Origin of the sequence: Novosphingobium sp. (assembly GCF_049240505.1) — a bacterium.
GTDB lineage: Bacteria > Pseudomonadota > Alphaproteobacteria > Sphingomonadales > Sphingomonadaceae > Novosphingobium.
On the sequence record NZ_JBMLSM010000203.1, the window covers coordinates 14,209 to 27,648 of the forward strand.

The 13,440-nt window shown below is 60.7% G+C and carries 25 protein-coding genes and 1 tRNA gene; 10 read left to right on the forward strand and 16 right to left on the reverse strand.

Features of this window, described 5'->3' with window-relative positions:
• Nucleotides 1-67 precede the first annotated feature (67 nt).
• From ACOVQ0_RS16395 to ACOVQ0_RS16435, 9 genes are read right to left on the reverse strand one after another with little or no spacing between them, the layout of a single operon-like run.
• Nucleotides 68-547 (reverse strand): zinc-finger-containing protein, encoded by a 480-nt coding sequence (locus tag ACOVQ0_RS16395; RefSeq protein ID WP_421886835.1) that lies wholly within the window; start codon nt 545-547, stop codon nt 68-70.
• Nucleotides 544-744, reverse strand: a complete 201-nt coding sequence (locus tag ACOVQ0_RS16400; RefSeq protein WP_421886838.1) for a hypothetical protein — start codon at nt 742-744, stop codon at nt 544-546. The genes ACOVQ0_RS16395 and ACOVQ0_RS16400 overlap by 4 nt, the downstream gene beginning before the upstream one ends.
• Nucleotides 741-929 (reverse strand): hypothetical protein, encoded by a 189-nt coding sequence (locus ACOVQ0_RS16405; RefSeq protein WP_421886841.1) that lies wholly within the window; start codon nt 927-929, stop codon nt 741-743. Before ACOVQ0_RS16405 ends, ACOVQ0_RS16400 begins: the two co-directional genes overlap by 4 nt.
• Nucleotides 930-932: 3 nt before the next feature.
• Complete coding sequence (locus ACOVQ0_RS16410) at nt 933-1,331, reverse strand: MucR family transcriptional regulator (protein ID WP_421886843.1); 399 nt, start codon at nt 1,329-1,331, stop codon at nt 933-935.
• Nucleotides 1,332-1,345: 14 nt separating this feature from the next.
• Nucleotides 1,346-2,386, reverse strand: a complete 1,041-nt coding sequence (locus ACOVQ0_RS16415; RefSeq protein ID WP_421886845.1) for a hypothetical protein — start codon at nt 2,384-2,386, stop codon at nt 1,346-1,348.
• Nucleotides 2,383-2,976: a 3'-5' exonuclease gene (locus ACOVQ0_RS16420; RefSeq protein ID WP_421886847.1), complete on the reverse strand. Its 594-nt coding sequence runs from the start codon at nt 2,974-2,976 to the stop codon at nt 2,383-2,385. The genes ACOVQ0_RS16415 and ACOVQ0_RS16420 overlap by 4 nt, the downstream gene beginning before the upstream one ends.
• A gap of 1 nt (nt 2,977) precedes the next feature.
• A complete protein-coding gene (locus ACOVQ0_RS16425) occupies nt 2,978-4,000 on the reverse strand; it encodes a PD-(D/E)XK nuclease-like domain-containing protein (RefSeq protein WP_421886850.1) in 1,023 nt (340 codons plus the stop codon).
• Nucleotides 4,000-5,097 (reverse strand): hypothetical protein, encoded by a 1,098-nt coding sequence (locus ACOVQ0_RS16430; RefSeq protein ID WP_421886852.1) that lies wholly within the window; start codon nt 5,095-5,097, stop codon nt 4,000-4,002. Before ACOVQ0_RS16430 ends, ACOVQ0_RS16425 begins: the two co-directional genes overlap by 1 nt.
• 33 nt (nt 5,098-5,130) lie before the next feature.
• On the reverse strand, nt 5,131-5,898 hold the full coding sequence (locus ACOVQ0_RS16435) for a hypothetical protein (RefSeq protein WP_421886855.1): 768 nt from the start codon (nt 5,896-5,898) through the stop codon (nt 5,131-5,133).
• 308 nt (nt 5,899-6,206) lie between these two features.
• Here ACOVQ0_RS16435 and ACOVQ0_RS16440 point away from each other — a divergent pair.
• Nucleotides 6,207-6,282 (forward strand) — tRNA-Thr (locus ACOVQ0_RS16440).
• A 250-nt stretch (nt 6,283-6,532) separates the two neighbouring features.
• On the opposite strand, the gene ACOVQ0_RS16445 is transcribed toward ACOVQ0_RS16440, so the two are convergent.
• Genes ACOVQ0_RS16445 through ACOVQ0_RS16460 form a run of 4 tightly spaced genes read right to left on the reverse strand, consistent with a single transcriptional unit; the run spans nt 6,533 to nt 7,588 of the window.
• On the reverse strand, nt 6,533-7,039 hold the full coding sequence (locus tag ACOVQ0_RS16445) for a hypothetical protein (protein WP_421886858.1): 507 nt from the start codon (nt 7,037-7,039) through the stop codon (nt 6,533-6,535).
• Nucleotides 7,036-7,290 carry a hypothetical protein gene (locus tag ACOVQ0_RS16450; protein WP_421886860.1) on the reverse strand — a complete coding sequence of 85 codons (255 nt, stop codon included), beginning with the start codon at nt 7,288-7,290 and terminating at the stop codon, nt 7,036-7,038. The genes ACOVQ0_RS16445 and ACOVQ0_RS16450 overlap by 4 nt, the downstream gene beginning before the upstream one ends.
• Nucleotides 7,287-7,421, reverse strand: a complete 135-nt coding sequence (locus ACOVQ0_RS16455) for a hypothetical protein (RefSeq protein WP_421886862.1) — start codon at nt 7,419-7,421, stop codon at nt 7,287-7,289. Before ACOVQ0_RS16455 ends, ACOVQ0_RS16450 begins: the two co-directional genes overlap by 4 nt.
• The gene (locus tag ACOVQ0_RS16460; RefSeq protein ID WP_421886864.1) at nt 7,418-7,588 is read right to left on the reverse strand and encodes a hypothetical protein; all 171 of its coding nucleotides are present in this window, start codon (nt 7,586-7,588) and stop codon (nt 7,418-7,420) included. Before ACOVQ0_RS16460 ends, ACOVQ0_RS16455 begins: the two co-directional genes overlap by 4 nt.
• Before the next feature lie 188 nt (nt 7,589-7,776).
• Here ACOVQ0_RS16460 and ACOVQ0_RS16465 point away from each other — a divergent pair, with 188 nt between their 5' ends.
• Nucleotides 7,777-8,031 (forward strand): hypothetical protein, encoded by a 255-nt coding sequence (locus tag ACOVQ0_RS16465; protein ID WP_421886866.1) that lies wholly within the window; start codon nt 7,777-7,779, stop codon nt 8,029-8,031.
• A 133-nt stretch (nt 8,032-8,164) separates the two neighbouring features.
• On the opposite strand, the gene ACOVQ0_RS16470 is transcribed toward ACOVQ0_RS16465, so the two are convergent.
• Nucleotides 8,165-8,464 (reverse strand): zinc ribbon domain-containing protein, encoded by a 300-nt coding sequence (locus tag ACOVQ0_RS16470; protein ID WP_421886868.1) that lies wholly within the window; start codon nt 8,462-8,464, stop codon nt 8,165-8,167.
• Nucleotides 8,465-8,479: 15 nt separating this feature from the next.
• The gene (locus ACOVQ0_RS16475) at nt 8,480-9,070 is read right to left on the reverse strand and encodes a S24 family peptidase (RefSeq protein WP_421886870.1); all 591 of its coding nucleotides are present in this window, start codon (nt 9,068-9,070) and stop codon (nt 8,480-8,482) included.
• 93 nt (nt 9,071-9,163) lie between these two features.
• On the opposite strand from ACOVQ0_RS16475, the gene ACOVQ0_RS16480 reads away from it, so the two are divergent.
• Both ACOVQ0_RS16480 and ACOVQ0_RS16485 read left to right on the forward strand, forming a co-directional pair.
• Nucleotides 9,164-9,367 carry a carph-isopro domain-containing protein gene (locus ACOVQ0_RS16480; protein WP_421886872.1) on the forward strand — a complete coding sequence of 68 codons (204 nt, stop codon included), beginning with the start codon at nt 9,164-9,166 and terminating at the stop codon, nt 9,365-9,367.
• Complete coding sequence (locus tag ACOVQ0_RS16485; protein ID WP_421886875.1) at nt 9,364-9,747, forward strand: hypothetical protein; 384 nt, start codon at nt 9,364-9,366, stop codon at nt 9,745-9,747. The genes ACOVQ0_RS16480 and ACOVQ0_RS16485 overlap by 4 nt, the downstream gene beginning before the upstream one ends.
• 26 nt (nt 9,748-9,773) lie before the next feature.
• Here the strand turns inward: ACOVQ0_RS16485 and ACOVQ0_RS16490 are convergent, their stop codons facing one another.
• Nucleotides 9,774-10,037 carry a hypothetical protein gene (locus ACOVQ0_RS16490; RefSeq protein WP_421886878.1) on the reverse strand — a complete coding sequence of 88 codons (264 nt, stop codon included), beginning with the start codon at nt 10,035-10,037 and terminating at the stop codon, nt 9,774-9,776.
• A 209-nt stretch (nt 10,038-10,246) separates the two neighbouring features.
• Between ACOVQ0_RS16490 and ACOVQ0_RS16495 the strand changes: the two genes are divergently transcribed.
• The 6 genes from ACOVQ0_RS16495 to ACOVQ0_RS16520 form a co-directional block, all read left to right on the forward strand.
• On the forward strand, nt 10,247-10,702 hold the full coding sequence (locus ACOVQ0_RS16495; RefSeq protein WP_421886881.1) for a hypothetical protein: 456 nt from the start codon (nt 10,247-10,249) through the stop codon (nt 10,700-10,702).
• Between the two features lie 14 nt (nt 10,703-10,716).
• Nucleotides 10,717-11,115, forward strand: a complete 399-nt coding sequence (locus tag ACOVQ0_RS16500; protein ID WP_421886883.1) for a hypothetical protein — start codon at nt 10,717-10,719, stop codon at nt 11,113-11,115.
• 146 nt (nt 11,116-11,261) lie between these two features.
• Nucleotides 11,262-11,789: a hypothetical protein gene (locus ACOVQ0_RS16505; RefSeq protein WP_421886885.1), complete on the forward strand. Its 528-nt coding sequence runs from the start codon at nt 11,262-11,264 to the stop codon at nt 11,787-11,789.
• Nucleotides 11,790-11,857: 68 nt separating this feature from the next.
• A complete protein-coding gene (locus ACOVQ0_RS16510) occupies nt 11,858-12,511 on the forward strand; it encodes a hypothetical protein (RefSeq protein ID WP_421886888.1) in 654 nt (217 codons plus the stop codon).
• A complete protein-coding gene (locus ACOVQ0_RS16515) occupies nt 12,508-12,813 on the forward strand; it encodes a hypothetical protein (RefSeq protein ID WP_421886892.1) in 306 nt (101 codons plus the stop codon). Before ACOVQ0_RS16510 ends, ACOVQ0_RS16515 begins: the two co-directional genes overlap by 4 nt.
• A 361-nt stretch (nt 12,814-13,174) precedes the next feature.
• On the forward strand, nt 13,175-13,440 hold a 266-nt coding region (locus tag ACOVQ0_RS16520), incomplete at its 3' end, for a hypothetical protein (RefSeq protein ID WP_421886895.1).

A 13,440-nucleotide genomic window follows, 5' to 3' on the forward strand; every position in this document is an offset into this window, starting at 1 on the left:
CTCCAAGGCAGGTTTGGCGGCGGCGGTGGGGGATGCTCTCTGATGGTTGTCCCGCCGCTATTCTGAATTACGTGGGATGGCCCGCCTCCCTCGATCGGTTGCGGATCACTTCGACCACGCGGCGCGCCATTGCGGCGCTCATCATGCCGATGTGGCATTCCTTGCGGGTCATCCCAAGTTGGGTCGCCAGCCATTTGTAGCCAGCGTTGCGGGCGACCTGCTTGGTGCAGCCGTCCCGTTCAATTTTGCGCTGCCAGAGGGGATCGAACGCAGCGTGTGCAGCTTCTCGTGCTTGGCGCGTGGGCTTGTCCGCTGGTGAACCCAGAGGTTTCAGTGTGCCGCGATGAGTGCCAACGTAGCCCCAGCATTTGCCGCATAGCCACCACCACCGCTGATTGCCTTCCCGGTCATTCCAGAGGTCTGGCCGGTTAGGATAGATCGTCTGGCCCTGGGCAAGAGAAACGTCCCCGCCGTCCTCACAGCAACCGCAGCGAGGCGCGATCTTGCGCAAGGCTTCGTCCGTGAAGTCGGCGGGATCGATGTTCACGGCTTTTCCTCCGGTTCAGGTCGCTCTTCGATCCGGTTCACGCAGAGCCGGTAGACAAGCTGGATCAGGTCGGCCCAAGCCTCTTCGCTGATGATCGGGCGGGACTTCCCGGTGACGCCGACCCACTTCTCGCGGACATCGGCGGCTACTGCCTCCGCTTCGGTGCGGAGGGGTTGGGGAATGGTGCCCAGCTTCACGCTGCAATGCCTTCCTCTACCGGAGCGCAGACCGGCTTCCCGCCTGTGCCCATCACGAAGAAGGTTTGGCCGGGATGCGCCTTTGCCATCTGGTGCGCGGCGTAGTGCGCTGACTGGTGGTTCGGGTGCGTGACCTTCGGCTCTGTGGTGCCTTCTGGCGACCAGACGATGAATGGTGCGCGCATCGCTCAGCGCTCCTTCCGCCCAAGGCCGTTGTCCTTGGCGATCTGGCGGCGCGTTTCCACGTATGCGGGCGCGGTCATCGGATAGTCGGCAGGAAGGCCCCAGCGCTCGCGATACTGTTCAGGGGTCATATTGTAGCGGGTCGCCAGATGCCGCTTGAGCATCTTCAGCTTCTTCCCGTCTTCAAGGCAGACGATGTAATCCTGCTTGATCGAGTTGCGAATGGCGACGGCGGGTTCCGGGCGCTCGGGAGCGGCTTGAACCGCCGCGTCCAGCGCGGAGATCGATGCGTGAACCGACTGGATCAGGCCGGGCATATCGGATGCTGCCAGCGTGTTGTTGCTGACAAAGGCCATTACGATCTCTGCGGTCATGGCGGTGGCTGCGCTGTTCTGTGCTTGCATGGTAGTGGTGCTCCTCACTCTGCTTCCGCAAATTCGCGGAACTTGGCATCGATCTCGTCCTGAAGGCGCTTCGCGGCGTCATCAGGGAACTTGGCTTTGATGGAGAGGAAGTCCTTCTCGACGGCATCCAAACCGGCGCGGTCGCCAGCGAGATAGATCGCGTCCTGAAGGCGGGTTTCTTCGCCAATCCATTCGGGGATGGCGCTCTGGGTTGGTTCCGGTTCGGCTTTCGCCTGCCGGGATTCGACCACCTTGCGCACTTCATCCGAGACGTTCTCTTCCGCCTTCGGGAAGGCTTCATCCGCAGTGGTTTCGCCGCGCTTGATCGACGTGTAGGCAATTTCAAGGTTGGCCAGTTCCACGCCGGTCCAGCCCGAAGTCGGGCCGTGCTTGGCGATAAGGCGCTGTTCGTTGATGCCAATGCTGGAGAAGTATTCGATCGCTTCGGCAATGCGCTTCGGCAGCGGCTTGTCGCCCTGCCCGCGCTCGAGAACTTCCCGGCACCGGTCTGCCGCCGCGTTCTTCACGTAGGACGGCAGCACACGGAAAATGCACTCACGCAGGCGGCGAGCGCCGTTGTTGGCGTTGTTCTCGTAGATATCCCGCATATCGGTGAGCGCCTTGCGCCCGTTGCGCGTATCCCGACTGTGCGGGACGATGAACGTCTGGCTCGACCTGGTGTTCGTTTCCAGATCGCGGGCAAAGGCCAGCATTTCGGTGTGGCCGGCGTTATCGTCGCGGGCCAGTTCCATGATGCCGTAATCGACATTTCCCCAGCACCGGGCCAGTTCGGTGGCGAGCACGATGGATTCACCGGTCACGGATTCCTTGCCACGCGGGAAGGAGAAGAAGGCGCGCGATGCGACCGACCATTCCGCGCAAGCCTGAAGCGCCCGCTTCATCGCCACGCCTTCATCGCGCGGGTTGTTCTTGGCGACCATGAACATGGCCTGCACTTCGGCAATGGCGCGTGCTGCTTCGATGTTGGTGGCTTGGCTTCCGGCAGGGACGCGGGCGGCCTGCTGGACGATCTGAGAGGGGGTGACGGCGTTCACTGGGCAAGCCTTTCCTTGATGGCAAAATAGACCCGCTTGCTGGCGCGAACGTCAGCCAGCGCATCGTGCGCGCCGCTGTGATCTTCATCGAAGAAGAAGCGGACGCATTCGGTGAGGTTGGGAGCCTTGGGCTTGTTGAAGCCTGCGGCGAGCATCTTGGCCGTGGGCGGCAGATTGAGGATCGACGTGCTCATCCGCATGGTGCAGCGGTATTCGAGCGGGCATTCCCACTTCATGCCGGTGGCGCGAACGCCTGCAATCCGCATGATCCTGATGTCGAACGGGACGTTGTGCCCGACCACACCTTGCGCGCCAGTCAGCAGGGAAGTGAACTTCTCCCATGCCACAGTCAGCGGGACGCCTTCGGCAGTGGCCTTGTCGAGCGTGATGCCGTGGGCTTCGAACGCCTTGTGTTCCATCACGGCGCCGGGGCCGGGCTGAACCAGCGTGCTCCATTCGGCTAGTTCGTTGCCATCGCCATCGGTGAGCATGGCAGCGATCTGGATCAGGTGGGGCTGGTGCGGCGCGTCCGAAGGGTCGCGAAACGCAGGTAATCCACTTGTCTCAGTGTCGAAAAATAGCAGGTTCATTTCAGCCCTCCCAAGAGAGTTCGCCGCTATCGATGCGACGGTTGATCTGGGCTTGCGCCCAAGGTGACATTTGCAGCGGAAGAATGGGGTTTTCGGGCTTGGAGTAACCCGGCCACACGCCCGACTTCAGGCATTCGGCAAAGGTGTTGATTGCCTTCCGGTTGAGCATCCGGCCCATTTGAATACTCTCATCATCCAAGTGGTAGATCTGCACGAGGTGCGGCGGCGTGCTCTCGACCGCGATCAGGACGAACCGGCGCTTGCCTTCGGATGGGCCGTAAACGAGGTCGATCACGTCCATGTAGTGCGCGGCTGACTGGAAATAGCCCAGATTGGTCGCCTGCCCTTCGAACGTGGAAGGGTTGGCATCCCGCGTGGTCTTCACATCGGGGATGATGTCCTTCGTATCGGGCAGGATGTCGGGCTTTGAGCGCAGCCAAACGCCCGTCACCGGGTCTTTCGCCGCAAGCGTCATTTCAGGGATGCCCGAGACGATCAGCGCCTTCGCCAGATCATTGTTCTCGACCTGGTTGGCCATCTCATAGGCCATGCGGTGCTGGTCGAACGTGAGGACAGGTACGCCAGAGCGCAACGCTTCCTCGCGCTCATCCTTGGCATCAGCCCACCGCTTCAGCCTGCCGTCATAGCCTTCGGGCAGGATGAAGTAGTTCTTGGGGAACAAGTCCTGCAGCAGCAGAAGGTCATGCACGGCCTTGCCAAGGTTGAAGTGCGTCTTCTGCTCTTGCTGGGGCCGCTTCGGGTTCAGTCCGCTCTGATACCAGTAGTGATATGCCGACTTGCTCGAAATCAGCTTGAGGCCGGTCGAACTGATCGAAGGTGCATCACAGATTTCGAACTGGTGATAGACCTCGCCATCGATGTCGGGGTAGGCGCCGGGTTCAGTGATGCAGGGCACCACCGGTTCCGACTTCGGGGCGGCTGCGGCCTTCGGGGTATCCTCGAAAGGCCGCATGTTGTCCTGCCACCCCGGCGCGAACGGATTCTTGAACGGGTTTACCGTCATTAGAACTGCACCGTGACGTGGGCCACCTTACCCGCGACCATTGCCTTCACGATGGCAGCAGCCTCGGCTTCGGTGACAGCGCCGTGCTCGATGATGTCGGCCTTGATCTTGCCCATAACGGTCTGGCGATGCTTGCGGCTGCGTTCGCGGCGCTCCTGCTCAGCGGCTTCCTCATCGGCCTTGCGCTGGGCTGCGGCCTGCTCGGCGGCGATGCGATCAAGTTCAGCCTGCTTTTCCTGCTCTGCCTGCTCGGCGCGGCGGTTGGCCTCATCAATCTTGCGCTGTGCTTCCCGTTCGGTGGCAAGGCGCTGCTGCTCGGCTGCATCCTCTGCTTCCTTGCGGGCACGGTCGGCAGCTTCCTGCTGGAGCCGTTCCTCGCGCTCCTTCGCTTCACGAGCGGCCTGTTCTTCACGGGCCTTGCGATCGCGCTCGGCCTGTTCCTCGGCTTCCTTGGCAAGCCGTGCGGCCTCGGCGGCCTTCATGGCGTCCAGTTCGGCCTTCGCTTCCTCGCGCTCGCGGATGAAGTGCATCGCCTCGTGCAACGCCTTCATGGTCGCCGTCTTGGCTTCCTCGGCCTCATCGGTGCGTTTCAGGAAGACCTTGGGGTCGATCTCGGTTTCGAAGATCTCATTGCCGCGCGCCGCGACCGATGCGGACGTGTCGGAGATCGTGACCAGTGCTGCGACCTTGATCTTGGCGATGGTGGCTTCGACCAGCGCCTCGCGCTCCTTCTCGGCAGTTTCCCATGCAGTGAGCGGCGCGCGAACTTCGTCGGCAATCTGCTCAAGCCCTTCGATCACAGCCTTCCCGGCAGCATTGATCTCGGCAACCTTGGTGCGAAGTTCCTCGGTCATGCCAAGACGGGCGCGGTTGATGCCGGTCTTGGCCTTGGTCACGCGGGCCGACATGGTGCGCACAGCATCGCGGTCTTTGGCCTTGGCCATATCGACCTCACCGATCGTTCCGGTGAACTCGCGAACCTTTTCGAGAAATGCGGTGGCCTTGGCCTGATCGAGAATTGCGAGCGTCGGATCTTGGGCGACGGCTTCGATGATGTCCTGCGACTCAGGTGGCAGGATTTCGGCTTGAACTGTCATGTGGGGCCTCGTGGGGTAGGCTGGTGGGGAAAGTCAGTTGAGCGAGGGGTCGGCCTCAGGCACCGCGTCGGCAGCGGTGAATGACGGGGACGGGCTCTCCTGATTGGGGTTGCAAACCATCATCGGCCCGCCCCGTCGCCACGCCTTCCAGAGTTCCCTCAGGAGGCGTTTCTCGATGTAGCGCTGAGCGTTTTTGTGCAGCATGAAGGGCGGCATCGGCTTCTCATCGGAAGCGGTGCGCTCGCGAAGGTAAGCCTTCCGGTCGAGATAGAGTTGGCCGTATTCGCCGATGGCATACTCGCTGCCTTCGACCTTCTTGCCCTTCTCATCCTTCTCGCTGCGGATCTGCGCCTTGATCAGGCAGCAGCCGATATTCCACATCAGCGAGCGGCGCGTGGGGTTGTAGCCCTGCTCAATGGCAGCATCGCCCGACACCTTTCGCTGGCGCTGCCCGTCGAACACGGCCATTCCCATGCGCTTCCACAGCGCCGAAACGGTGCGATACTCGCCGGGGCCGATGGCGCATTCCCCGACCACCGCAGCAAGCGAGACATCACCGAAACCAAGCACGCCCTTGGCCCAATCATAGACCGGCAGCTTCTTTGCCAGCTTCGCCAGCTTCAGTTCGACCTTGTGCTTTGCCGCGTCGAGCGGAACCATCGCGAGGATGTAAGGCTCAAGCCAGACCATCAGTTCGTGGCTGCTGTCCTTCTTGACCTTGGCCCAAAGTTTCGCAGCCTCTTCCCGGTCCCCATCGCAGTAACGGCGGCACACTGCCTGAGCCTGCAACTCCAGCCTCATTCGGGCGCGGAGGAAGTCTTGGCGAGCGCGCCAGTTCTCTACGATTAGGGCCAAAGTTTCCCCGATGTCGGCGGCGGGAAGGCGGGTTTCGCAGACAGGGTGGCCGACATCGGGAAAGGTTTCAGCGAGGGCATTGTTACCTTGGATAACGGTGCCCACATGGCCCTCGCTGAATTCGGAACCACCCCTAGCGCTGCGATGCAGGGTATCGGCAAAACTTAGGCCGGGGGTGGAAGTCGTTTCGCCATCATCAGTAAGGGCTGGACCTTCACCTGATTCTGGCGCTAAAGGCGCGCTGCATTGCGCAGGCCGGCTTAGCTCATTTGGTAGAGCACCTGATTTGTAATCAGGGGGTGAGGGGTTCGAATCCTCTAGCCGGCACCATTCAGGTTCGCCATCGGCATTCCCGGTTAGGTTTGCGAGCCCCTTCTGGCCGATGGCGAAGTCAGGTTCACTCCCGGCAATGACGGGGTGGGTATTAGCAGCGCTCGGGAGGCCGGGAGTGAATGAGGTATCCGTGCGGCAAATCGCTCCAGGGTTACATTCCAGTGATGGCCGCACGGAATAAGGTTGACCCGGCAGCTCAAGAGAGGGTGTCGGAGGCAGACTGGCCGGGTCAAACTGGTGAGAGGATTCAAGCATTCTTTGCCTCCTCGAAAAGGGCTTCCAATTCAGGAAGGGTGAGAGCGGCATCGGCGCGATTTGCGGTGCCGACGCGATCAGCCACGGCTTCAAGCCAGCGGGCCTTGTGGTTCATGTCAGCGGCCTGTTCCTTGTAGGCCCCTGCCCCGTCCCGGATCTCCGAGCCGTTGGCATCGCCAAGGCGCTTTCCGCCCGGAAGCGGGAAGTCAAACAGGGTAGCAGCGAGGGCAACACGAAGACGCCCGCCGCGCTGGGTCATGTCCTGCGACAATGAAGCGATGGCCTTCACCCGCATGTTCGCGGCATAGGTTCGGACCATTTCTGCGGCCCAAGCGCGCATCGCCACCGGCATGATTTCTGCGGACAGCTTGCGATCATTCATCACCAGAGCAGCAAGTTCATCAGCAGCGGTCGGCATGTCGCCCCCGGCCTTCTCGAATGCCTCCTGCGCAAGCTGCGCAATCGGAGTGGGCTTCTCGACCTTCAATGCCTTGCTCATGGGAAAATCCTTTCAAACGGCGCGCGTTCGCAGTTGAGCCAGAGTTCACGGCGCAGCAGTTCGCGCTCACGCCGTTCGACCACGGCGGCCATGTCATTGCTGGAATGGAAGGTGCCCGCGCCGATGTAGCTGCGGTTTCCGGGGGCCTGCGCTGGCTTGCGCTCCTCACGCCGCAGGCCACCGCCGATATAGGCGTTGTGACCACGGGGACGGTAATTGCCGCCCTCAGTGCGGATGACGGGCGCGCTCACTGGTGATCACCCCAGTTCGCCGGGTCATAATCCGGGTCGGTTCCATCGTTGTGCCAAGCCCAAAGGGCACCGACCACAGTCCCGAAGCTGAAGCAGCCAGTGGCGACCAAGAGGGTGATCAGCGCGCTCATTTCTTGCGCGATCCATCGGGATTGCGGCCACACAGGCGATAGCTGCGCTGGCGCGTCTCTTCGATGTAGGCAGCGTATCCCTCAGGATCACGCTCTTCGAACTCTTTCAGTTCGGCCAATAACTTCTTACCGCGGTCGCGGTTGTGGGAGATATACTGCCTGACCATCGGGGCCTCCAGCGTGGGGATGCCGGAGTCTGCGCTTACGGCTCATCCGGTGCGCTGGAATTACGATAATCGTAAGATTAGGTCAATACGGTTTTCGTAACATTTGCGTGGAACAGTCGCAGTCAAATCGTTAGAAGCATTTTCCACACACAGAAAACCCCGCAGGTGCGGGGCTAAGGAGATGGTCAATGTCAGGTGCTCACGCCGCAACGCCAGCAAAGATTACCAGCATTGGCCGCTGGGATTCTTTCCTAGAAGGCATTGGAGTAGGTTTTCAGGTCGGAGAGGAAATCATTCGCCTGCGATTAGATGCAGACAGCGTGAAGTTCCTGCTGGAATGCCTGCCCGACGCGATGAACGGCTATGCCGATCTTTCCCACATGCTCAAGTCTTCAGGGATGCCCAACGTGGATGTGTCCACATCCCCGGCGAAGGAGCAGTAGCCGTTGGCGATGGCTTCTGCCGCAGATTGTGGTGAGGCGTGCGGCTCAATCACTTCACCCGCAAAAACGATCACCCAGCGCCCGCGATGGGGCACGATCTCGGCAAGGCCACGTCTGGTCCTGTAGCGGAATCTCACGCCGGGGTTTCCTCAAACCACTCTTCAAGATTCCCGAACTTATGCCCGCAGTGCTTGCAGATCAGGGCCTCAGGCTGGACCAGTTCCGCACACATCGGGCACTTCTTGCGGTCACCATCATTGAGCAGCTTCGCCGCCTTGTCCTTCTCGCTTCCGACGAACAGGCTGATGATCACACCAAGGGGGCCAAGAAAGAATCCAAGCAGGAAGCCAGTCCAGAAATCGTCGGATTTGTTGGCCGTTATGGTCGCGCCAATACAGCCGCATATAAACCAAACGAGAATGAAGATTTCCATTGCAACCCCCGCTTTTTAAAGTCCGCTATCGCTGGTGAACGAAACAACACGACCGATGACGATAATATCGTGCTCCCCGATATGAATCACATTGTGCTCAGGATTATCTGAAACAGGCTCAAACCTAGCGGGTTCATTGCAGAAACGCTTTATGGTCGCTTCGCCATTGCCGTTCTGGATGAGATAGACCCGATTGTGGCGAAGCTCCTTTTGGTCTGGGTCGATCACAGCATAAGAGCGCTCTGGTAGGATTAGGTTCATACTGTCGCCATCGACTTGGACGGCAAAAGCTTTGTTGCAATTCGGTGTTCGTATCTGTGGTACAAGAAATGCTGGCACCTCGATAGCCTCACGCCATGCGCCAGCGGCTGCAATGCCGATGACGGGCACCCACACGACATTCGTTTCGCTTTCAGGCGCCACCTCACCCATGCCGAAATATTCGGCAAGAATGGGCATCTCGTCCTGCTGAATGCGGCGTCCACCCTTTTTGAGTTCGCTTATGCGGGAATCTGGCTTGCCTAGCAGCCTGGCAATAGCAGCCGCCGCACCGCGCTTCTGAAGGCGCTTCAGCAATTCCTCAAGGATTTCATCATGCGTGACCATTGGGACACCATGCGAAAATCGTAATGATCCGTATATAACGGACATCGTAATCAACCCCTTGCGCCAAACTTACGATTATCGTAATTCATGGCCATGCCAAACGCAGCCCAGATCATCGAAGCGCTTGGAGGCACGGTTGCCGTCGCCCGCGCGCTGAGCCTCGCACCAACGACTGTTTCCTCTTGGAAGCAGTCTGGCCGCATCCCGAAATGGAGAATGCAGGACGTAAAAGCATTCGCTGCTGAGGGTGGCGTCGATCTCGATGCACTTGCCGCCCCCCCGCAGGTGCAAGCATGACTGCGCCCATCCCCCGCATCCTGACGGACCGTAAGGGCACCCGCCTTGCAGTTCAGGAATACCCTGACTGCTATCGTGTGACCGTTTCCAGTGGCCCGGTTTCGATCTGGGTAGCTGTTCCGAAGGATCAGATCCGCTTTCTGTTCAACGGCCCTGATGGCGATCCCAACGTCTGGACCGACAAGTTCGGTGAGCAGTCGCACATCAATGTGGACCTCAATCCGCCCGCCTCCGCGCTTGCTGATGACCTGTCGGCTTATGCGATCAAGCCGCTCGAAACGGGACCGGCTGGCGATGTGAAGTGGTTTCTCGCAGGCGCGGATGAAGTCGCCGCCTACCGTGGTCGCAACTTTGGTCAGATTGGAGAAGCCAATGGCTAAGAAGCCCCGCGTCTCCACCGTTGCCGCTATTCTGGCGGCTGGTCGCGATCCTGCTGACGTAGAAGCCGAACGGCAGTGGTATGCAAATGAGTTGGAAGCTCGTGCGGCAGATCGGCGGAAGTCGCGCCGTCGAGCATTTCTGCGATACGTTGCAGGCGCAGCAGCATCGGCCCTCGTAGGGGCGGCTGCAGCACTCCTTGTTCGTGAAGCACCATTACGGTCTGCCTGTACCCCTCGACCAATTCTATGGTCAGTTCCCACAGCAGCCCAATCTTTTCCTGTTCGGTCATCGCCCGAATCCCTTTCTGCTGGTCTCGACAACCGCAGAATGACGGACGGGGGTGTGGTGTCAAACCGCACCCCCGGACGGAGTGCGCCCCCAAGCTGATCCCCCGCCCAGCGGGTCGCAGCGCCCGGCATCTCCCCACGAGAGCCGGGCGCATTCTCCGAAGTCACACTGAACAGTCCTGATCTCCTTTCCATAGGATCGATTTACGCCATGTCGGATAGCCAGTCTGCGGACTTAATTCCTCTCGTTTCCCGCAGTGCAGCAGGCGAGGCAGAGGCCCGTGCGCTGCGCATGTTCATCGGGCGCGGTAAGCGCTTCTCGGTGAAGGAGGCCGCCAACGGCGCGGGCGTGAAGGATCGCGTCATTGAGTGCGCGATGGCTGGGCCGGATAATTCCGACTGGCGACCACTGCCCGCAGGCGCGCTGCATTCGCTGATGTCGTTCCTTGGCCCCGACTTCATCACCGCATGGCTGAAGCCGACCAGTTTCGCTGCGCATGATCCCTCTGAGGTTGATCACGACGAACTGCTCGAGCGCGCACTCAACTACGTGAACGTGTCGGCCCGCGCCCGCCGCAAGGACAGCCCGGCAGGCCCCGAGATTCACCCCACCATCGAGAAGTCCGAACTCGACCACGCCGCCCGCGATCTCCGTGCGGCAAATTGACGGGAGCAGCATCAATGAGCATCGAAGCATACCAGATCGCTGCCGCAGTGTTCGGCGCGGCAACCGTTGGGTTCGGGCATCTGGCCTACGGCCTGCATCGCAAGCTGAAGGAATCCGAACAGCACGTTTCCGGCCTTCAGAAGTATGTGCAGGACCAGTGCGTCCGCGAAGGCGAACTCATCCGCGAGCGCGATGAACTGCTGAAGTTCCATGATCGCGTGGCCAAGCAGCGGCAGAACGCGCTGAAGAAGGCGGCAGACAAGCGCGCGGCCAAGGCTGGCGAGAATGCCGAAGCTGATGCGGCGGCACGCGACAAGACGCTGAACGCCCTCAAGGTCACTCCGCTGCGCACGCGCGCCGAAGTGGTGGCCGATGTCACCAGAACGGCAAGGCAAGTTTCCAGCGCGGGCTGAGGTAGCCGCGAAAGAGGGGCGCTCGGGTTCGACTGGCTCCCGAGCAGGCGCCGACTGGAGCCGGGGGTATCCTCATCGACCCCACACCAAACGGCCGGCGTTAAGCGTCCCCTACCTCACCAACCATTGATCAGAAGGAGGGCGATATGGCCCGAGGACGTAGAAGAACCGAGCAGGTCGAAGAAGTGAAGACGATGGACTTCGAAGGCGGCAAGCGCGTCTATTTCGAAGATGTGAAGCCCGCCCGGTCGCAAGCATCCGAGCATATGCAGGCCGTTTCAACTGCCATGAAGCTCGTCAAGAAACGGCTTGGCATGGTGCCCGGCGCGTACCAGGCGGCGCTCAAGATTTACGAGATGGAAGCCGGTAAGCAGGAAGCCTTCATCCGCACTTTGGTCGGGCAGTTGAATGAACTGGCTGGCCGCGAACTGGTTCGCCACACCTTCAACGATCTGGTTGATCAGGCGCAGCAGGACGATGGCTATGCCCGTCCGAAGCCTGAAGCTGTCCAGCCCGACGCGGATGGCAGCGAAGACGACTTCATGGCCGCTGCCAACGCGGTGATCGATGCGATCGATGGCGCAGAAGCACAGGACGAAGTGCAACCGGAAGTTGCGGCAAAAGCCTCAAAGCCGCGCAAGGCTTCGGTCACGGCCATCTCTGCCCTGAATTGAACTCCAGCTTCTCCTAGAGGGCGGTGGCACTCCCACCGCCCCGCAGATGGACGCTGGTGGGAATACCAATGAAGACTATGGCTTTAGACGTGTCGGCGTCATCGACAGGGTGGGCGATCATCGTCCCCGGTGACATTCGACGCCTACTGGAAACCAATCGCGTAGATTGGTTGCAGACCCTTGAGGTCTTGGGCCTGAGCCGTGTCAGCAAGAACTGGCGGGTTTACGGCGAAGGCGCGTGGAGCGTTGCGCACGGCGCATGGCGGCTCAAGAGCGAATGGTCGCGCGAAGGTGAGCCGCATTCGAAGCTGGAGCATAACCTTACCGTGCTTCAGCGAGTGTTCGGCATCGAACATATCGCCTTTGAGGCACCCCTGACGCCGCAACAGCGTGGCGGTGCATCAAACCCCGGCAATGACATCCTGATCGAACTGCTCGGTCTGGTGAAGAAGTTCCACTTCGAACGCGGGCTGCGCCGCCTGCAGGGTGTTCATCGTGCATCGTGGCAGTCGGAATTCATCGGCCGCCAAAAGCGCGGAACCAAGCGCAAAACCCTGCTCGACCTGATCGAAGAACGCGCCGTCCAGTTGGGCTTTGTCTGCCGCAAGAATGACGAAGCCGCTGCGCTTGGCGTTCTGACATACTTCCTGCTCGTGAACGGCATCACGCCCCCGTGGCTGGAGGAGGAAGTCCTTCGCCCCATCATCGGAGGCCCTCGGTGAAGCACGAAGCACTGAAGGCGCAAATGGACGCCATCGAGCGAGAGGAACGGGACCGCCAGCGCTGGAAGGGTTCGATCCCAGACCCACGCGAATGGGCCTATCGACTGCCTGATGAGGTGGTTGTGGTTCTGCTCAGCCCCCAGTGCATCAAGAACAATTCGCACTGCGCAAGCGCTGCGGTGGCTGAACTGCTCCGACCCTACGGCCTTTGTGAATACCCGACCCGGACCAGCAAGGGCTGGGGCCTGACGAACTTCGGCTGCGCGGTGCTCAAAGAACTCATTGGAGAGGAAAACCTGTGACGGGGCAAACCAACAAGGTCCGCGCGAAGGAGCGGGCCATAGCTGCATTTCGCAGGCTCCAGAACCTCAAGGACGCTGCCATAGAGTCGCGCGTCCCCATTTCGAGCCTTCGCGACTGGCTTCGCCAAGCCGGTATCCCGTTCACCGAAACGGCGAACCGAGAGCGCGTAAAGCCCAGCAGGCAACCAGAACGCAGGGAGTCTCAGCGCGATATCGCGAACCTGCCGCGCGTCGATCGCGACCCCTGCCCCAAGTGCAACACCCGCAAGGACATCGGCTGCAAGCACTTCCCCAAGGAGGCTGACACCTCTGCCCCGCCATCGGCGCGGGACATCGCTGAACGTGCATGGAAGGGAATCGTATGAGCGACGATTGGAAGCCAGGCGACGTGGCATGGTGCATCAAGCGCACGCACCGCATCATCCCCGGTGTAGCCGAGCGCATTCGCGTGGGTGCGGCATACACCGTGGTCAAGGTCGGTCGCCCGGTTGCCGAACTGGACGGTGAACGCGCGCTTGGCTTTGCCGAGGTCAAGCCGCGCGCACGCAATTGCGGCTATCCTGAAACCCTGTTCCGCAAGATCACCCCAGGCACCGAGATCAAAGGCGCTGAAGTCGAGCGCGAGCG